This window comes from Pseudomonas khavaziana, assembly GCF_019145205.1.
GTDB lineage: Bacteria > Pseudomonadota > Gammaproteobacteria > Pseudomonadales > Pseudomonadaceae > Aquipseudomonas > Aquipseudomonas khavaziana.
Genome location: NZ_JAHSTT010000004.1, coordinates 115,834 through 131,322, shown reverse-complemented (window position 1 = coordinate 131,322; position 15,489 = coordinate 115,834). Strand labels below are relative to the sequence as shown.

20 protein-coding genes and 1 tRNA gene are annotated in these 15,489 nt (G+C 55.4%); 13 read left to right on the top strand and 8 right to left on the bottom strand.

The window, feature by feature from the left end; translation table 11 throughout:
* Positions 1 to 35: 35 nt before the first annotated feature.
* Together KVH01_RS11610 and KVH01_RS11605 are read right to left on the bottom strand one after the other, a co-directional pair.
* The gene (locus KVH01_RS11610; protein ID WP_003234260.1) at positions 36 to 248 is read right to left on the bottom strand and encodes a cold-shock protein; all 213 of its coding nucleotides are present in this window, start codon (positions 246 to 248) and stop codon (positions 36 to 38) included.
* A 289-nt stretch (positions 249 to 537) separates the two neighbouring features.
* The gene (locus KVH01_RS11605; protein ID WP_080889086.1) at positions 538 to 852 is read right to left on the bottom strand and encodes a hypothetical protein; all 315 of its coding nucleotides are present in this window, start codon (positions 850 to 852) and stop codon (positions 538 to 540) included.
* A 364-nt stretch (positions 853 to 1,216) separates the two neighbouring features.
* On the opposite strand from KVH01_RS11605, the gene thrS reads away from it, so the two are divergent.
* The 9 genes from thrS to KVH01_RS11560 all read left to right on the top strand — a co-directional run bounded on the left by thrS (position 1,217) and on the right by KVH01_RS11560 (position 8,673).
* Entirely contained in the window at positions 1,217 to 3,139 is a 1,923-nt protein-coding gene (gene thrS / locus KVH01_RS11600) for a threonine--tRNA ligase (RefSeq protein WP_043049576.1), read from the top strand.
* Positions 3,139 to 3,690: a translation initiation factor IF-3 gene (gene infC / locus KVH01_RS11595; RefSeq protein WP_169960276.1), complete on the top strand. Its 552-nt coding sequence runs from the start codon at positions 3,139 to 3,141 to the stop codon at positions 3,688 to 3,690. The genes thrS and infC overlap by 1 nt, the downstream gene beginning before the upstream one ends.
* Before the next feature lie 60 nt (positions 3,691 to 3,750).
* Entirely contained in the window at positions 3,751 to 3,945 is a 195-nt protein-coding gene (rpmI, locus tag KVH01_RS11590) for a 50S ribosomal protein L35 (RefSeq protein WP_002553160.1), read from the top strand.
* Positions 3,946 to 3,974: 29 nt separating this feature from the next.
* Positions 3,975 to 4,331, top strand: coding sequence for a 50S ribosomal protein L20 (gene rplT, locus KVH01_RS11585; protein ID WP_002553161.1), 357 nt, complete (start codon positions 3,975 to 3,977; stop codon positions 4,329 to 4,331).
* Between the two features lie 109 nt (positions 4,332 to 4,440).
* The gene (gene pheS / locus KVH01_RS11580) at positions 4,441 to 5,457 is read left to right on the top strand and encodes a phenylalanine--tRNA ligase subunit alpha (protein ID WP_034117607.1); all 1,017 of its coding nucleotides are present in this window, start codon (positions 4,441 to 4,443) and stop codon (positions 5,455 to 5,457) included.
* A gap of 26 nt (positions 5,458 to 5,483) precedes the next feature.
* Complete coding sequence (gene pheT, locus KVH01_RS11575) at positions 5,484 to 7,862, top strand: phenylalanine--tRNA ligase subunit beta (protein ID WP_217881558.1); 2,379 nt, start codon at positions 5,484 to 5,486, stop codon at positions 7,860 to 7,862.
* 3 nt (positions 7,863 to 7,865) lie between these two features.
* On the top strand, positions 7,866 to 8,168 hold the full coding sequence (gene ihfA, locus KVH01_RS11570; protein WP_002553164.1) for an integration host factor subunit alpha: 303 nt from the start codon (positions 7,866 to 7,868) through the stop codon (positions 8,166 to 8,168).
* Complete coding sequence (locus KVH01_RS11565) at positions 8,149 to 8,505, top strand: MerR family transcriptional regulator (protein WP_003174972.1); 357 nt, start codon at positions 8,149 to 8,151, stop codon at positions 8,503 to 8,505. The genes ihfA and KVH01_RS11565 overlap by 20 nt, the downstream gene beginning before the upstream one ends.
* 91 nt (positions 8,506 to 8,596) lie before the next feature.
* Positions 8,597 to 8,673: transfer RNA gene (locus KVH01_RS11560), tRNA-Pro, on the top strand.
* Positions 8,674 to 8,755: 82 nt separating this feature from the next.
* Here KVH01_RS11560 and KVH01_RS11555 read toward each other — a convergent pair.
* The 5 genes from KVH01_RS11555 to KVH01_RS11535 form a co-directional block, all read right to left on the bottom strand.
* On the bottom strand, positions 8,756 to 9,940 hold the full coding sequence (locus tag KVH01_RS11555; RefSeq protein WP_217881557.1) for a tyrosine-type recombinase/integrase: 1,185 nt from the start codon (positions 9,938 to 9,940) through the stop codon (positions 8,756 to 8,758).
* Between the two features lie 291 nt (positions 9,941 to 10,231).
* A complete protein-coding gene (locus tag KVH01_RS11550) occupies positions 10,232 to 10,579 on the bottom strand; it encodes a hypothetical protein (RefSeq protein ID WP_217881556.1) in 348 nt (115 codons plus the stop codon).
* Complete coding sequence (locus KVH01_RS11545; RefSeq protein ID WP_217881555.1) at positions 10,572 to 10,739, bottom strand: hypothetical protein; 168 nt, start codon at positions 10,737 to 10,739, stop codon at positions 10,572 to 10,574. The genes KVH01_RS11550 and KVH01_RS11545 overlap by 8 nt, the downstream gene beginning before the upstream one ends.
* On the bottom strand, positions 10,736 to 10,969 hold the full coding sequence (locus tag KVH01_RS11540) for an Arc family DNA-binding protein (protein WP_217881554.1): 234 nt from the start codon (positions 10,967 to 10,969) through the stop codon (positions 10,736 to 10,738). The genes KVH01_RS11545 and KVH01_RS11540 overlap by 4 nt, the downstream gene beginning before the upstream one ends.
* 48 nt (positions 10,970 to 11,017) lie before the next feature.
* Positions 11,018 to 11,239, bottom strand: a complete 222-nt coding sequence (locus KVH01_RS11535; protein WP_217881553.1) for a hypothetical protein — start codon at positions 11,237 to 11,239, stop codon at positions 11,018 to 11,020.
* A 281-nt stretch (positions 11,240 to 11,520) separates the two neighbouring features.
* Here KVH01_RS11535 and KVH01_RS11530 point away from each other — a divergent pair, with 281 nt between their 5' ends.
* The 4 genes from KVH01_RS11530 to KVH01_RS11515 all read left to right on the top strand — a co-directional run bounded on the left by KVH01_RS11530 (position 11,521) and on the right by KVH01_RS11515 (position 13,941).
* On the top strand, positions 11,521 to 11,985 hold the full coding sequence (locus KVH01_RS11530) for a hypothetical protein (protein ID WP_217881783.1): 465 nt from the start codon (positions 11,521 to 11,523) through the stop codon (positions 11,983 to 11,985).
* Positions 11,986 to 12,280: 295 nt separating this feature from the next.
* Positions 12,281 to 13,054, top strand: a complete 774-nt coding sequence (locus KVH01_RS11525) for a hypothetical protein (protein WP_225924158.1) — start codon at positions 12,281 to 12,283, stop codon at positions 13,052 to 13,054.
* Complete coding sequence (locus tag KVH01_RS11520; RefSeq protein ID WP_217881552.1) at positions 13,055 to 13,546, top strand: type II toxin-antitoxin system VapC family toxin; 492 nt, start codon at positions 13,055 to 13,057, stop codon at positions 13,544 to 13,546. It abuts the gene before it with no gap.
* Positions 13,547 to 13,743: 197 nt separating this feature from the next.
* On the top strand, positions 13,744 to 13,941 hold the full coding sequence (locus KVH01_RS11515; protein ID WP_217881551.1) for a hypothetical protein: 198 nt from the start codon (positions 13,744 to 13,746) through the stop codon (positions 13,939 to 13,941).
* 306 nt (positions 13,942 to 14,247) lie between these two features.
* Here KVH01_RS11515 and KVH01_RS11510 read toward each other — a convergent pair whose 3' ends face one another.
* Complete coding sequence (locus KVH01_RS11510) at positions 14,248 to 14,787, bottom strand: hypothetical protein (protein ID WP_217881550.1); 540 nt, start codon at positions 14,785 to 14,787, stop codon at positions 14,248 to 14,250.
* Positions 14,788 to 15,489 lie beyond the last annotated feature (702 nt).

Below are 15,489 nucleotides of genomic sequence, written 5' to 3'. Positions count from 1 at the left end.
TCACATGGACGGGGTTTTTTTAGCTCAGCGGGGAATTACTCGCCGCGAACCTGTGCAGCTTGCATACCCTTTTGGCCTTTCTCAGCCACGAAGGAAACGGTCTGGCCTTCTTTCAGGCTTTTGAAACCGTCGCTTTCGATAGCTTTGAAGTGTACGAACAGGTCGTCACCGCCACCTTGAGGAGTGATGAAGCCGAAGCCTTTTTCATCGTTGAACCATTTAACGGTGCCGGTTTGGCGATTAGACATGGTGTATCTCCAAGAAACATATATTTTCAGTAGTGCTGTGCTGCTCAGGCCAACTGGGCACACTGGGCTATCATAGTCGAAATGTTCGACTTGGGAGCCCCCCCAAGGCATTGTTTGCTAATCAATCGCGTTGCGTTTGATCCCTGGCCAGGCTGAAAGCCCCAATCTACGGGGCTTTGCGGTGAAATATCAGCTGTTAAAAAAAGCCGTAAAACCTGCGTATTTTGTGCGAAATAGCAATTTTGAGGCCGTTTTTTCAGTGAAATGACCGTCTGATCAGTGGTCAATCTTACTTTTTCTTCACGACTTTGCAGGACGAAATAGCCGCGACTGCTTTGTTTTTAAGCTCCGGGCTGGCGTTCTGGTTGGTCATGAGTTCCTTGATCTCGGCAGAACTCAATTCGGCATTGATCTTGTCTGCGCCACATTCGCAGTGGGCCTTGGCAGTCTTGACGTCTACGTTCTGGCTGGCGGCGGCACTGCAGTCGCTCACAAAGCTGTCACGGGCGCCGGCTGGCCAGTTGGAAGGGGCTGCAGCCTGTGCGCCGAGGGAAAGGAGGCTCAGGGTAGCGGCGACAGCGAGGGTAGAGGTGAAACGCATCATGGGATGCTCCTTTGGGTCGAGGACGAACGGCGATTCTCAGTGGGTTGGAGGCCCGGCGTACAGCTCAAGTTCACTTTTGCAGCTATAAAGCCTTGAAATGCTGTTTACACAAAGCTTCGCCGGCGCGACGACCGTTCATCTGTGCTAGCATCCTCGTCTGGCTATTTTCCGGCGCGCCATTTGCCGCCTTGCCAGGTCCTTTTTGTTCACTCCAGTCACTCTGGTTCGATTATCGGTTGGCCGAAAGGCTCCTGCCGCTGTAAGGCAGGCGTTCATTATTGAGCGGCCTGGTGTTGGATCTTGTACTGGCTCATCCCAACCCACGTGACCTTTGGTAGGGGTCACCACTAGGAGAGGAGGCGCCATGCCAACTATTACTCTTCCCGATGGCAGTCAACGTTCATTCGATCATGCGGTTTCCGTCGCCGAGGTCGCCGCATCCATTGGTGCCGGCCTGGCCAAGGCCACCGTGGCCGGCAAGGTCGACGGCAAGCTGGTTGACGCCAGCGACCTGATCACCAGCGACGCCAGCCTGCAAATCATCACGCCCAAGGACCAAGAGGGGCTGGAGATCATTCGTCACTCTTGCGCCCACTTGATTGGTCATGCGGTGAAGCAGCTGTATCCGACCGCCAAGATGGTGATTGGCCCAGTTATCGAAGAAGGCTTCTATTACGATATCGCCTACGAGCGTCCCTTCACCCCGGACGACCTGACGGCCATCGAGCAGCGCATGCACGCGCTGATCGAAAAAGATTACGACGTCATCAAGAAAGTCACCCCGCGTGCCGAAGTGATCGACGTGTTCACCGCGCGTGGCGAGGACTACAAGCTGCGCCTGGTCGAAGACATGCCGGACGAGCAGGCCATGGGCCTGTACTACCACGAAGAATACGTCGACATGTGCCGCGGCCCGCACGTGCCGAATACGCGCTTCCTGAAATCGTTCAAGCTGACCAAGTTGTCCGGTGCCTACTGGCGCGGCGATGCAAAAAACGAACAACTGCAGCGGATCTACGGCACGGCCTGGGCTGACAAGAAGCAGCTGGCCGCCTATATCCAGCGCATCGAAGAAGCCGAAAAGCGCGACCACCGCAAGATCGGCAAGCGCCTGAACCTGTTCCACCTCCAGGAAGAAGCGCCGGGCATGGTGTTCTGGCACCCGAACGGCTGGACCCTGTACCAGGTACTCGAGCAGTACATGCGCAAGGTTCAGCGCGAAAACGGTTACCTGGAAATCAAGACCCCGCAGGTCGTTGATCGCAGCCTGTGGGAGAAGTCCGGGCACTGGGCCAACTACGCCGACAACATGTTCACCACCCAGTCGGAAAATCGCGATTACGCCATCAAGCCGATGAACTGCCCATGCCACGTGCAGGTGTTCAACCAGGGCCTGAAGAGCTACCGTGAATTGCCGATGCGCCTGGCCGAATTCGGTGCCTGCCACCGTAACGAGCCATCGGGTGCGCTGCACGGCATCATGCGCGTGCGTGGCTTCACCCAGGACGATGCCCACATCTTCTGCACCGAAGAGCAGATGCAGGCCGAATCCGCCGCGTTCATCAAGCTGACCATGGATGTTTATCGCGATTTCGGCTTTACCGAAGTCGAGATGAAACTGTCCACTCGTCCGGAAAAACGCGTCGGTTCCGACGAACTGTGGGACCGCGCCGAAGCAGCACTGGCCGCAGCGCTGGACAGTGCGGGGCTTGCGTACGACTTGCAGCCGGGGGAGGGCGCATTCTACGGTCCGAAGATCGAGTTCTCGCTGAAAGATTGCCTTGGCCGCGTCTGGCAGTGTGGTACCCTGCAGCTCGATTTTAACTTGCCGATCCGTCTGGGAGCCGAATACGTCTCCGAAGACAACAGCCGTAAGCACCCGGTCATGCTGCACCGGGCGATCCTCGGCTCGTTCGAGCGGTTCGTCGGCATCCTGATCGAGCACTACGAGGGCGCGTTCCCTGCGTGGTTGGCTCCGACCCAGGCAGTGATCATGAATATCACTGATAAACAGGCAGATTTTGCCGCTGAAGTTGAAAAAACTCTCAATGAAAGCGGATTTCGTGCCAAGACCGACTTGAGAAATGAAAAAATCGGCTTTAAAATCCGCGAGCATACTTTGCTCAAGGTTCCCTATCTTTTGGTTATCGGAGATCGGGAAGTCGAGATGCAGACTGTCGCTGTGCGTACTCGTGAAGGTGCTGACCTGGGCTCTATGCCCGTCGCCCAGTTCGCTGAGTTCCTCGCGCAAGCGGTTTCCCGGCGTGGTCGCCCAGATTCGGAGTAATTACTATTAAGCGTGAAATGAGACAAGATAAACGAGCTGCACCGAAAGCCCCGATCAACGAGAATATCTCGGCACGCGAGGTTCGGTTAATTGGGGCTGAGGGTGAGCAGCTTGGGATTGTGTCAATTGAAGACGCGCTTCTTAAGGCTGAAGAAGCCAAGCTCGATTTGGTGGAAATTTCCGCCGATGCTGTACCGCCTGTCTGCAAGCTGATGGACTACGGCAAATCGATCTTCGAGAAGAAGAAGCAGATTGCCGCAGCCAAGAAAAACCAGAAGCAGATTCAGGTTAAAGAAATCAAGTTTCGTCCAGGGACGGAGGAAGGGGATTACCAGGTAAAACTGCGCAACCTGGTACGTTTCCTGAGTGATGGGGACAGGGCCAAGGTATCCTTGCGATTCCGCGGCCGTGAGATGGCCCACCAGGAGCTGGGGATGGAACTCCTCAAGCGGGTTGAAGCTGACCTGCTCGAGTACGGTTCGGTCGAACAGCATCCTAAGATGGAAGGACGCCAGCTGATCATGGTCATCGCCCCGAAAAAGAAGAAGTAATCAACAGGGCACGGCAGGCCTTCTGATTATGTTTATCAACTGAATGCGGAGTATCCGAACATGCCAAAGATGAAGACTAAAAGTGGTGCTGCTAAGCGGTTTCTGAAAACTGCTAACGGTATCAAGCACAAGCACGCTTTCAAGAGCCACATCCTGACCAAAATGTCGACCAAGCGTAAGCGTCAACTGCGCGGTAGCAGCTTGCTGCATCCGTCTGACGTGGCAAAAGTCGAGCGCATGCTGCGCCTTCGTTAATTTTGGATCAAGAATAGAGGAAGTAACTCATGGCTCGTGTAAAGCGTGGCGTCATTGCCCGTAAGCGTCACAAAAAAATTCTGAAACTTGCTAAAGGCTACTACGGTGCACGCTCACGCGTATTCCGTGTTGCCAAGCAAGCGGTAATCAAGGCAGGCCAATACGCCTACCGTGACCGTCGTCAGAAAAAACGTCAGTTCCGCGCTCTGTGGATCGCTCGTATCAACGCTGGTGCACGTGTTAACGGTCTGTCCTACAGCCGTTTCATCGCTGGCCTGAAAAAAGCGTCCATCGAGATCGACCGTAAGGTTCTGGCTGATCTGGCAGTGAACGAAAAAGCGGCGTTTGCTGCGATTGTCGAGAAAGCTAAAGCCACCTTGGCTTAAGTACCCCCGACAGTCACCTAGGGCTGCTCCTGTAGCCCACGGTGGTAAACGTCATAAATAGGGGAAGAGCCTTCAAGCTCTTCCCCTATTTTGTATCTGGAGTCTGTACATGGAAAACCTGGATGCGCTCGTTGCCCAAGCTCTTGAGGCTGTGCATAGCGCTGAAGATGTAAATGCCCTGGAGCAAATCCGGGTTCACTACCTTGGCAAAAAAGGTGAATTGACTCAGGTGATGAAGACCCTGGGGAATTTGCCGGCTGAAGAGCGCCCGCAAGTCGGCGCGCTGATCAACGTTGCCAAGGAGCGTGTCACCGAGGTGCTCAATGCGCGCAAGGCGTCGCTCGAGGAGGCCGATCTTGCGGCCAAGCTCGCCGCCGAGTCCATTGACGTCACCCTGCCTGGTCGTGGCCAGGCCTCGGGCGGTCTGCATCCGATCACCCGGACTCTGGAACGTATCGAGCAGTTCTTCACCCACATCGGCTACGGCATTGCCGAAGGTCCTGAGGTCGAAGACGACTATCACAACTTCGAGGCGCTCAACATCCCAGGCCATCACCCGGCCCGGTCGATGCACGACACCTTCTATTTCAACGCAAACATGTTGTTGCGCACCCATACCTCGCCGGTACAGGTCCGCACCATGGAAGCGAACAAGCCGCCGATCCGCATTGTCTGCCCAGGCCGTGTGTACCGCAGCGACTCGGATATCACCCACTCGCCGATGTTCCACCAGGTCGAAGGCCTGTTGGTGGATCGCGACATCAACTTCGCCGACCTCAAGGGCACCATCGAAGAATTCCTGCGGGTGTTCTTCGAGAAGGAGCTGGCGGTGCGTTTCCGTCCTTCATTCTTCCCCTTCACCGAACCATCGGCTGAAGTCGACATGGAATGCGTGATGTGCAGCGGCAAAGGCTGCCGCGTGTGCAAGCAGACCGGCTGGCTGGAAGTAATGGGCTGCGGCATGGTCCACCCTAATGTGCTGCGCATGTCCGGGATTGATCCGGAAGAGTTCTCGGGCTTCGCCTTTGGCATGGGCGTCGAGCGTCTGGCCATGCTGCGTTACGGCGTGAACGACTTGCGTCTGTTCTTCGACAACGACTTGCGGTTCCTCGCGCAATTTCGCTAGTCGTAACGAATCTTTAGGAGAGCAGGATGAAATTCAGTGAACAATGGCTGCGTGGCTGGGTAAGCCCGCAGGTAAGTCGCGACGAGCTGGTTGCGCGTCTGTCGATGGCCGGTCTTGAGGTCGATAGCGTTACGCCGGCCGCCGGTGTTTTCAGCGGTGTAGTGGTGGGCGAGGTGTTGAGCACCGAGCAGCATCCCGATGCCGATAAATTGCGTGTGTGTCAGGTCAGCAATGGCGCGGAAACTTTCCAGGTCGTGTGCGGAGCGCCAAATGTGCGTCCGGGCTTGAAGATCCCGTTCGCCATGATCGGTGCCCAACTGCCGGGCGACTTCAAGATCAAGAAGGCCAAGCTGCGTGGTGTTGAGTCCAACGGCATGCTGTGCTCCCAGGCTGAGCTGCAAGTGGGTGAAGGCAACGATGGCCTGATGGAACTGCCGGCTGACGCGCCAGTGGGCCAGGACATTCGTGCCTACCTGGAACTGGAAGACGCCAGCATCGAGGTCGACCTGACCCCGAACCGCGGCGATTGCCTGTCCCTGGCGGGCCTGGCCCGTGAAGTGGGCGCGCTGTACAACACGCCTGTCGCCCGTCCAGTCGTCGCTGCCGTGCCGGCAGTGCACGACGAAGTACGCTCGATTGACGTGCTGGCGCCAAACGCCTGCCCCCGTTACCTGGGGCGAGTGATCCGTAACGTCGACCTGTCCAAGCCAACCCCGTTGTGGATGGTGGAACGTTTGCGTCGCGCTGACGTGCGCAGCATCGACGCCGCCGTCGACATCACCAACTACGTGATGCTGGAACTGGGCCAGCCGTTGCACGCGTTTGATCTCGCCGAAATCAACGGCGGCATCCGCGTGCGTATGGCCGAAGAAGGCGAGAAGCTGGTGCTGCTCGATGGCCAGGAAGTCAGCCTGCGTGCCGACACCTTGGTGATCGCCGACCACGCTCGCGCCCTGGCGATTGCCGGCGTAATGGGTGGCGAGCACAGCGGTGTGTCCGCGACCACCCGTGACGTATTTCTAGAAAGCGCGTTCTTCGACCAGATCGCCATCGCTGGCAAGGCACGTTCCTACGGCCTGCACACCGATGCGTCGCACCGCTACGAGCGTGGTGTGGACTGGAAGCTGGCCCGTGAAGCCATGGAGCGCGCCACTGGCCTGCTGCTGGACATCACTGGCGGCGAGGCCGGCCCGATCAGCGAAACCGTCAACGAACAATACCTGCCGTCGATTGCGCCGATTACCCTGCGCGCCAAGAGCGTTGAGCAAATGCTCGGCCTGGTCATCGAGCCGACTGAAATCGAGCAACTGCTGTCGGCCCTCGGCCTGGGCATTTCCTCGAGTGGGGAAGGGCAATGGCAGGTTGAAGTACCAAGTCATCGCTTCGATATCAGCCTGGAAGTCGACCTGATCGAAGAGCTGGCGCGCCTGTACGGTTACAACCGTCTGCCGGTTCGTTACCCGCAAGCGCGCCTGGCGCCACAGCCGAAGGCCGAGGCGCGTGCGGCCCTGCCAGAGTTGCGTCGCCTGCTGGTGGCTCGTGGTTATCAGGAAGCTGTGACTTACAGCTTCATTGATCCAAAGCAGTTCGAGCTGTTCAACCCAGGTGTTGAGCCACTGTTGCTGGCTAACCCGATCTCCAACGACATGGCCGCCATGCGTTCCTCGCTGTGGCCGGGTCTGGTGAAAGCGCTTTCCCACAACTTGAACCGCCAGCAAGACCGCGTGCGCCTGTTTGAAAGCGGCCTGCGTTTCGTCGGCCAGCTCGATGGCTTGAAGCAAGAGCCGATGCTGGCCGGCGTCGTCTGCGGTAGCCGCCTGCCGGAAGGCTGGGCGCAGGGCCGCGACGTCGTAGACTTCTTCGACGTCAAGGCTGACGTGGAAGCGGTGCTGGGCTTTGCCGGTGCGCTGGATGCCTTCACCTTTGTGCCGGGCAGCCACCCAGCATTGCATCCGGGCCAGACTGCGCGTATCGAGCGCGAAGGTCGCCTGGTGGGCTTCGTCGGGGCTATTCACCCAGAATTGTCGAAAACCCTGGGGCTGGATCGCCCAGTCTTCGTTTTTGAGCTGGTCCTGGCTGAAGTTGCCACGGGCAAGATGCCTAAATTCAGCGAGTTGTCGCGCTTCCCTGAAGTGCGCCGTGACCTGGCCCTGATCGCCGACCGTGAAGTCGCCGCCACTGCAGTTCTGGATGTAATCCGTGAAAATGCAGGGGAATGGCTGACAGACCTCAGGCTATTTGACGTCTATCAGGGTAAAGGCATTGATCCGCATAGAAAAAGCCTTGCAGTTGGCTTGACCTGGCAGCATCCATCGCGCACTCTTAATGACGATGAGGTGAATACCACGACGCAAAATATCCTCACCTCGCTCGAACAAAGGTTGAACGCCACGTTAAGGAAGTGACGTATGGGGGCTTTGACGAAAGCTGAGATGGCGGAACGTCTGTACGAAGAGTTGGGTCTGAACAAGCGCGAGGCCAAGGAATTGGTCGAGCTGTTTTTTGAAGAGATCCGCCACGCTCTGGAAGACAACGAACAGGTCAAATTGTCCGGTTTCGGCAATTTTGACCTGCGAGACAAACGCCAGCGGCCTGGCCGCAATCCAAAAACGGGAGAAGAAATCCCGATCACGGCTCGCCGTGTGGTCACCTTTCGTCCAGGGCAGAAGTTAAAGGCCCGAGTTGAGGCTTATGCTGGAACCAAGTCATAACGACGAGCTACCCGTCATCCCAGGCAAGCGCTACTTCACCATTGGTGAAGTCAGCGAGCTGTGTGCGGTAAAACCGCACGTGCTGCGCTATTGGGAGCAGGAGTTTCCTCAACTCAACCCCGTCAAACGCACCGGGAACCGTCGGTATTATCAGCGCCAGGACGTGCTGATGATCCGACAGATCCGCGCGTTGCTGTACGACCAGGGGTTTACCATCAGCGGCGCACGCCAGCGTATGTCCGGTGATGAAGCCAAAGACGACACCACCCAATACAAGCAACTGATCCGCCAGATGATCTCCGAATTGGAAGATGTACTGGTGGTGCTGAAGAAATGATTCAAGCTTTTAAAAATACTTCCACATTTCAAAAGCTTGCGGTATATTCCGGTTCGCTTCGTTAAGAAGCAAACCCAGTAACACGCCTAGTCGGGGCGTAGCGCAGTCCGGTAGCGCACTAGCATGGGGTGCTAGGGGTCGAGTGTTCGAATCACTCCGTCCCGACCATATTATTCAATGACTTAGCCGCTTTCGAGCGGCTTTGTTGTTTCTGCCATAGTGACTTTCCGAGTGACCCTGGCGTTTTTCATCATGCCTCCCTCCGTTTCAGAATCGTCAGCGCTGGTGCGCGCGAGTCGGTTGCTGATACCTTATTTGCCGCCGCAATGAGCTGATCCAACTCCGCTGCCGAGTAATGACTGGTAATGCTTCCGTTCTTGTGGCCGAGCAGCGCTTTCCGATCTTCCTCAGTCACGCCAGCAGCACGCAGCCTTCTCCCAAAGGTGTGCTTCAGGTCGTGTATGCGGATCCTGGTAAAACCGTCATGTGCCGGCCGCAAGAACTTCTCCTGCCACTTCTTTGCCGCCCGAATCCTCGCCTTCTTCCAGGCCGAGTCATTCATGCGGTGAACCGTCGTTTCATTCCCCTCGCCATCTGGTTTGCCAAACGGGAACACATAGAGCGGGTGTCTGCCGCGCTGCTTCTCGATCACTGACTTGGCAACGTCATTCATCACGACCAAGCGCTCGTCTCGATTCTTCACGCCAGCCCTGGTAGTCCTTCCCCCAAATCCAGCCGGGATCAGGAACACACTCGTTCCGAGCTCCGGTACCGCAATCTCCCAATTCCACTGAAGCTTGCAAACCTCCTGCTCCCGGCACCCCGTGTTGACCTTGAACATCGCCATGGTCTGTAGGTGCGCCGGTAACTCGGCGAACAGGATCGACTGCTCTTCCCACGAAAGCGGGTAGGGCTTTCGGCTGTTCGTCTTCTCATCCAACAGGGAAATCATCGGCACTACGTCGAGCAATGGCCGGCGTTCTTCGTCCCGCCACTTTCGCGCGCATAGGTTTAGCACCCTGATGACACGCTGAAGCGCGATATTCACTGTCCGGTTCGTGACTGGCTTCCCTGCCGCCGGATTCAGCTTCGACTGGATGTATGGCGCGAGCGCATCGTCATCAATGTGGGTCAGCGGCATGTCGCCAATGAAGGGGTCGAGCTGTTCCATATAGGTGGCCGATATATGGATCGAGGCCTGATCCTTCACTTCCAGCAGGAAACGAGTCGCCGCCTCTCGCCAGGTCCTGACCCGCCGAACGCCATATACCTTCTGCTGGCGCAACTTCTCCAGCTTGTGAATCAGGTATTGCTCTGCTTCGGCGCGGTTACAAGTGCCAGTACTCTCTTGAATTCGTTCTCCTCTATATTTTTTGTCGATCTTCCAGATGCCGTTCGGCATTTGCTGGAGCCCGGTGATAGCTTTTTGGGCCATGGCAATTCTCCTTTCTTCTTGCCCTGGCGCTCACTGCGGGGGCGATTGTTGTCCCGATCGGCCTGCTTTTCAATTGCCATGGACTCAGCCCAGGAATCTGCCCATTCATCCAGCTCAATGCGGTCGAAGCCAACGCCCTGTTTCCCAATGGGAAATTCACGGACGTTAGGCCGAACCGTCTTATTAAATTCTTCCCGGCACATGCCCAGGTACGCAGGGGCAGTTGACGCTCTGAGGAAGCGAGGCGCGGTCTCTTTGATGGGTAATGCAGTTGACTTGGCCATGGAGTCATCACTGTTCGATAGAGGACATTGTTTGCACTGACTTCCTGACGGGAAAGGCCTCCCCCTCCCACTTACCGGGTTTGCCGCGTATCGCGCCATGCAGGTCGTAGCGGTGGGGCTTCTTGCTGGTGAACAGCTTTTCACACGCCTTCAGCAAGGCGCCTTCATCTTCTATTTCCAACAACTCCTGGCCAGCCATCGAACCCACCTGAATCCAGCCGGATTTATCGCGCCCGTAGTTTTCTGTCTTGAACAAGCGATACCTGTTCCTGTGTCCGGTACTCGGCGAGGAATTCTCGGTGTTCAAGTAGAACGCGACGCCATCAAGGCGCACCCGCAGCACTGTCTTAGCCATGAAGTTCACCACCTTGAAAGTGGTCTGCGAGCACCCTGCGCGCGTCGATGCCGCACGATGCGGACATGGCGTAGATCTGGCCGAAGGTGGTTTCTCGACGCTGCAGGGCATTGAACAGCTCGATCAAATGCTCACCCAATTTTCCGTTGCGGCGGCTCATTGGCCCGAACTCGCAGCAGGCGGGAGCGGGACGACGGCATTTGCCAGTGCGTCCAGCAGCAAGGTTTGGCGATTCTGTCCGTCCAGATACTGGCGCACGGCTTGGACGAAGACGCTGTTCATGCTGCGGTCTGCGGCGTTCGCAGCCGCTTCAATGTCAGCGCGCAGGCCGTCAGGCAGTCGCACCACAAACTTGTCGGCGGTGCGGGAATCGTATTGGTTGATGCTCATGATGATCTCCTGGCGAACTCCCAAAATATTGGGAGCTGGCTGAATGGATTACTCGCCTGATTTCGGCGTGGTGATGAGGAGGAATAAGCAGGCGCTCGCAATGAGCCAGGCTGCGGTGCCGAAGAAAGCCGCCGCCACGTCGAAATCCGAGGAGCTGCTGATCAGGTCGCGGGCGGCAAAAAGGAGCCAGGCGCCAGAGGCGGTGGTGTAGAGCAGGATGGAAATCATCACCTTGAATAGCTGAAGCGGTGTGATGGGCTTACGTGACATTCACTTTCTCCAAGGCGAGCAAGGGCCCGCCGCGTTGTTGGCTTTCGCAAAAATTGAGGTGCTCTTGTTTCGCCATGAGGTGGCGAAGGAGTGGCTGTAAATTAGCAATAGCTAAATAAATTAGCAAATTGTTTTTTGGATTTGACGTTTGCTAATTTTCGCGGGCAGAAAGCTTTCAACTCGTAGTGGCTAATTAATGGTGTTAGATTCGCCTCATCAAGACTGGTTGGCAGCACCAGCTAGGGCTAGAGTTTGCCGGCCTCAAGACAAAAAGGGACTTTATGAAAAAGACGCTTCTTTGCCTCTCAATGGCAGCGCTCCTCTCGGGCTGCGCGAGCAGTGGCACCAAAATCGAGCAAGCCCAGATCGATAGCCTGATTAAAGGCAAAACCACCAGCAATGAAGTGATTGCCCTTCTCGGCCCGCCCACAGCAGTCACCCAGAATTCTGACGGATCGCAGGTTTTGGGCTGGGGCTATGCCTACGTTGGTTTCGCAGGTATCGGCACAGAGGTAGAGAGCACTACGGTGACCATTGCTCCTGACGGGACTGTGAGCAGCTATGCCCGTAGCGGGTCGAAGGTAGGGGGAGGGGCGCCATCAAAATACTCCGCTGCGCCCGTGCAGTCGGCACCTGGACCTATGACTAAGAGTCAGTACAAGCAGGTCCAGCTCCAGAAGCTCACTGAGCAGAACCTGCCTTATGACGAATACCAGAAGCGCTATCAGGAAATAATGGCGCAATAGGCCTGCCTGGATATTTGGTCATGCCTTCACCAATCCTAACCAAGTCCTTAAGCGCGAGCTGCAGGGCGTCGCCTCCGGTCTCATGTGGTTTGCCGTTGAGCCGCTGAGGTTTGCGGGGCGGCTGAGGCTGGCAGGGAATGGGGCAGTCGCGCAGACCGTGTTGAAGATGAACGCGGTGCTTCATGCGGACGGGTGGCGGCTGGCTGGGTATGGGATGAGGTGAAGGCGGGGCAAATAACACGTGCCCACCAAGTGTAGATGGAGCAAAATCGGATTTGTAAGATATTCGCCATGGATGAAACGCCTGGATCAAACCTATAATCGACTCATGAAAAAGCTCAATACCTATACACTCAGGATTAAGGGTTCTCACCCGAACAAGCTCCCGCTTGATCGGCTGGCACTCTATTTGGCCGAATTGGCCAAACTCATGGGTGAGAAGGAGCTTGTCCATTTGGACAGGGTCGCCGTCGGAAGCGCAGCCCTACGTGCATGGGCTGAGCCTGAAGCCGCTCCAGCCGTATCTGAACGTGTATCGTTAGCTGTAAGTAATAGCGATGATGCCGACCAAGAAGCCACCAAAGCATTATCAAGAATCAACGAACTGTTAAGTCAGGACGGTAAAAAGGGTGAGCTTAAGAATCCAGCAGGAGCTGTGATTTACCCTTTCCCCGGCAACCAAAAGATTAGGCCCGATAAAGAGCTCGTCATTGATCAGGAAAGTACGGTTACAGGCCGTGTAATCAAAATCGGCGGGCGCGACGACACCATTCCCCTGCTGCTTAAAGACTCAGACGGCACAGAATATCGCTGCACAGTGAAAGGCGAAGATCTCGCCAGGGAAATATCCTCGCACTACCTAGGAGACCCCATCGAGGTCACCGGGAAAGGAAGATGGCGGCGCACTCACGAAGGGCGATGGATTCTTGAGAATCTCATCGTTACTGCTTGGACAGCGCTCTCCACGGATTGGGATGCTGCATATGATCTCATGGGCAAATTAGCTTCCGGCTGGAGAGATGTTGCTGACATTGAAGGGCGATGCGCTGAAATAAGAAAGGGGCATTAATTGGTAATCTGGGACACCAACATCCTCGCGCTTTACTTCAGCAACAGACTTTCTCCAGATGACCACCTCAGAGTTAAAGGTTTGGTCGCTGAGCTGGCGCGTAAACGTGAAGCTATCGGAATCCCTGCTCAGGTTTGGGCTGAATTCTTAGAGGCGGCCACCGAAAACGAGGCCGCCCAAAGTGTTGCCCTATTCAAGACAAATGCCTTCAAGCTTCTGAGCTACGACATGCGCGCCGCGATCGAAACATCGCAAGTCGCTAGGCGCGGGCAAGCAGCTAGAAAAGCCAGCACAACAAAAGACCGCGGACGCCAGGCGGTTAAAGTTGACTGGCAGATTATTGCTATAGCTATCGTGAACAATGCTCGATTGGTTCTTACCAATGATCAGCCAATGCTCACCGAGTGCGGAAGGCATAATGTAAAAGGCTTAGCGATAAGGGATCTTAATATACCTGACGGATTGCGGCAGCACCCAATACCTTTTGAGTAGTCAATCCCAGCCAAGCGCCGGGCTTCTTGTATCTGGTTTTCACGGTCTTTTCACAGTCGGGAGTCTATGGTTATCCCAGCTCCTAGTGAAAACCTTTCAGCCCGCCTACACATCGCGGGCTTTTCTTTGCCCGGGATTTGCCAATCACGCTTATGTTTACCTAAGCTGCATTTTTGCCCTCGAATGGAGTCGAAGCCATGCCCTCCCCACAATACTCACTCCCTGACACGCTTGAACGAATCTACGAAAACCAGCTTGCCCTGGAAGCTGCACTGATGGAGCTGACATTGCTCGTCGAACACCAAGGCAGCGTCGAGGCAGGTGGTAACGTGCGAGGTGCCTTGGAGACGATCGGCGAGAACGCCGGGCATATCAAGCAGGGCCTGGCTAGTTGAGGGCACAAGAGCCGGATTGATCAAGCAGCAACCGTTGATAGCCCGCCGATGTGCGGGCTTTTCGTTGAGGAGCTACCATTCCCCCGCCTGCTCATACACGGAGCTTCGCTTGCGCTCACCGACGGTCAGCACCAGGATAACAATCCGCTCGTCCTCAATGCGGTACACAGGTCGATAGCCGGCGCCTCGCAACTTGATCTTTGTAGCAGTTGCTATATTCCTTAACATATATTGCCTCGGACCCTTAGCCAGCTATACCGCGTTCTCAGAAAATGGGAAAAATATAGTATTAACTATCTGGATTTTCTATCGTTCTCTTTTGCCTGAGGGAGAAGGGGAGATGGAGAAATCGCCGGATTTCACATTTTGAAAGGTTTCATCAATCATTGGTTGAAAACTAGGGTCTCTATACATTCCGCTCAGTACAGCCATTGTTTGCGCAGCGGCACCGGCAAAAGTAAATCTTGAATTAATAAAGCTACAGCTTTCAAATCCAATTTTGGCTTGGCCATCAATAACAATCTCGGTGCCATTGAATTTGCAGCTGACAAATTTTTTGCCACTGGTTAGTACACGCTCAACGCCAAATAACTTATCAGCTATTAGTTCTAGAGGTGCGTCTTTAAGCTTTCTCCTTCGCGTTCCATATAAAATCCATCCGAAGAATATTGCAAATGCTACTAGCAATGTGAACCAGATTGGTATCGTTACAGTATGTGATAGGTAATCTTTATAAAGGACGTCCCAGCTAACGAGAAGGCCTGCAACGGTTGCAAAAAATGTGAAAAAAAACATCGCGACGACTATCACGGGGTTTTTTGTTAAGAACTTTGAAAGCTGATCCATTGTGAGGCTCCGTTTTTATGCTATTCAATGGTAGTGGCATATTAATAGCCTGCATTGCTGGAGAAATCCAGTCTGGAGAGTCAATACCCTTGGGGAGTGCTCAGTACGTTCAAAGTGCGTTATGGTGATACCGGTGTCGTCTTCCGTATGCCTAAACATCGTAAGTATCTAGAGCAGCCAAAAAATTCCCTCCCCTTGTAGCGTCCCTTCCTCGCAGTTCGCTGAACGACGTTACTTCCACAAAGTGGACAAAGCCCGAGCTGCGCCCAGTCTGAAGCGGGTGACTTCGGAGGAAGTAAAGCCTGGGCTGCCTCGCGCTCTCTGCGATCCCGGGCTTCAGGCCGCTGAAGAGGGAATAGATGGCTATCCCGGCTCCAATAATTAATAAGAATATGAATCCGCCGGCACCTCCGCCACCTCTTCCTGAACTCCGTCCGCGCCCAGAGCTTCTGCCTCCTCCACCGCCTCCACCGCCTCCACCGTGCCCGCCTCGAGCAAAAGCTGGTGTGGTTATGGCGAGCAGCGCGAGCGTCAACAGCGCCCTACGGCTCATGTCCTTTTTGTTCATGCTGGCTCCGTGCCTTATCAGCGGTTTGCTGACTCTACCAACCCCTGGTGCCGGCCTCAACGCCTGCGTGCCCGATCGTTTCGGGTGTGTTCCTCGGATGCGCTGTAGAGCTATTACATTTTGCTAACGGGCTA

What these genes read in the sequence shown, in the direction of transcription:
- rplT (WP_002553161.1), top strand. Translation starts at nt 3,975, where the DNA reads ATGGCTCGTGTAAAGCGTGGCGTCATTGCCCGTAAGCGTCACAAAAAA.
- KVH01_RS11555 (WP_217881557.1), bottom strand. Translation starts at nt 9,940, where the DNA reads ATGGCCCAAAAAGCTATCACCGGGCTCCAGCAAATGCCGAACGGCATC.
- KVH01_RS11510 (WP_217881550.1), bottom strand. Translation starts at nt 14,787, where the DNA reads ATGGATCAGCTTTCAAAGTTCTTAACAAAAAACCCCGTGATAGTCGTC.
- KVH01_RS11535 (WP_217881553.1), bottom strand. Translation starts at nt 11,239, where the DNA reads ATGTCACGTAAGCCCATCACACCGCTTCAGCTATTCAAGGTGATGATT.
- KVH01_RS11530 (WP_217881783.1), top strand. Translation starts at nt 11,521, where the DNA reads ATGAAAAAGACGCTTCTTTGCCTCTCAATGGCAGCGCTCCTCTCGGGC.
- KVH01_RS11610 (WP_003234260.1), bottom strand. Translation starts at nt 248, where the DNA reads ATGTCTAATCGCCAAACCGGCACCGTTAAATGGTTCAACGATGAAAAA.
- KVH01_RS11605 (WP_080889086.1), bottom strand. Translation starts at nt 852, where the DNA reads ATGATGCGTTTCACCTCTACCCTCGCTGTCGCCGCTACCCTGAGCCTC.
- KVH01_RS11550 (WP_217881556.1), bottom strand. Translation starts at nt 10,579, where the DNA reads ATGGCTAAGACAGTGCTGCGGGTGCGCCTTGATGGCGTCGCGTTCTAC.
- rpmI (WP_002553160.1), top strand. Translation starts at nt 3,751, where the DNA reads ATGCCAAAGATGAAGACTAAAAGTGGTGCTGCTAAGCGGTTTCTGAAA.
- KVH01_RS11565 (WP_003174972.1), top strand. Translation starts at nt 8,149, where the DNA reads ATGCTGGAACCAAGTCATAACGACGAGCTACCCGTCATCCCAGGCAAG.
- KVH01_RS11545 (WP_217881555.1), bottom strand. Translation starts at nt 10,739, where the DNA reads ATGAGCCGCCGCAACGGAAAATTGGGTGAGCATTTGATCGAGCTGTTC.
- KVH01_RS11540 (WP_217881554.1), bottom strand. Translation starts at nt 10,969, where the DNA reads ATGAGCATCAACCAATACGATTCCCGCACCGCCGACAAGTTTGTGGTG.
- pheS (WP_034117607.1), top strand. Translation starts at nt 4,441, where the DNA reads ATGGAAAACCTGGATGCGCTCGTTGCCCAAGCTCTTGAGGCTGTGCAT.
- ihfA (WP_002553164.1), top strand. Translation starts at nt 7,866, where the DNA reads ATGGGGGCTTTGACGAAAGCTGAGATGGCGGAACGTCTGTACGAAGAG.
- thrS (WP_043049576.1), top strand. Translation starts at nt 1,217, where the DNA reads ATGCCAACTATTACTCTTCCCGATGGCAGTCAACGTTCATTCGATCAT.
- pheT (WP_217881558.1), top strand. Translation starts at nt 5,484, where the DNA reads ATGAAATTCAGTGAACAATGGCTGCGTGGCTGGGTAAGCCCGCAGGTA.
- KVH01_RS11515 (WP_217881551.1), top strand. Translation starts at nt 13,744, where the DNA reads ATGCCCTCCCCACAATACTCACTCCCTGACACGCTTGAACGAATCTAC.
- KVH01_RS11525 (WP_225924158.1), top strand. Translation starts at nt 12,281, where the DNA reads ATGAAACGCCTGGATCAAACCTATAATCGACTCATGAAAAAGCTCAAT.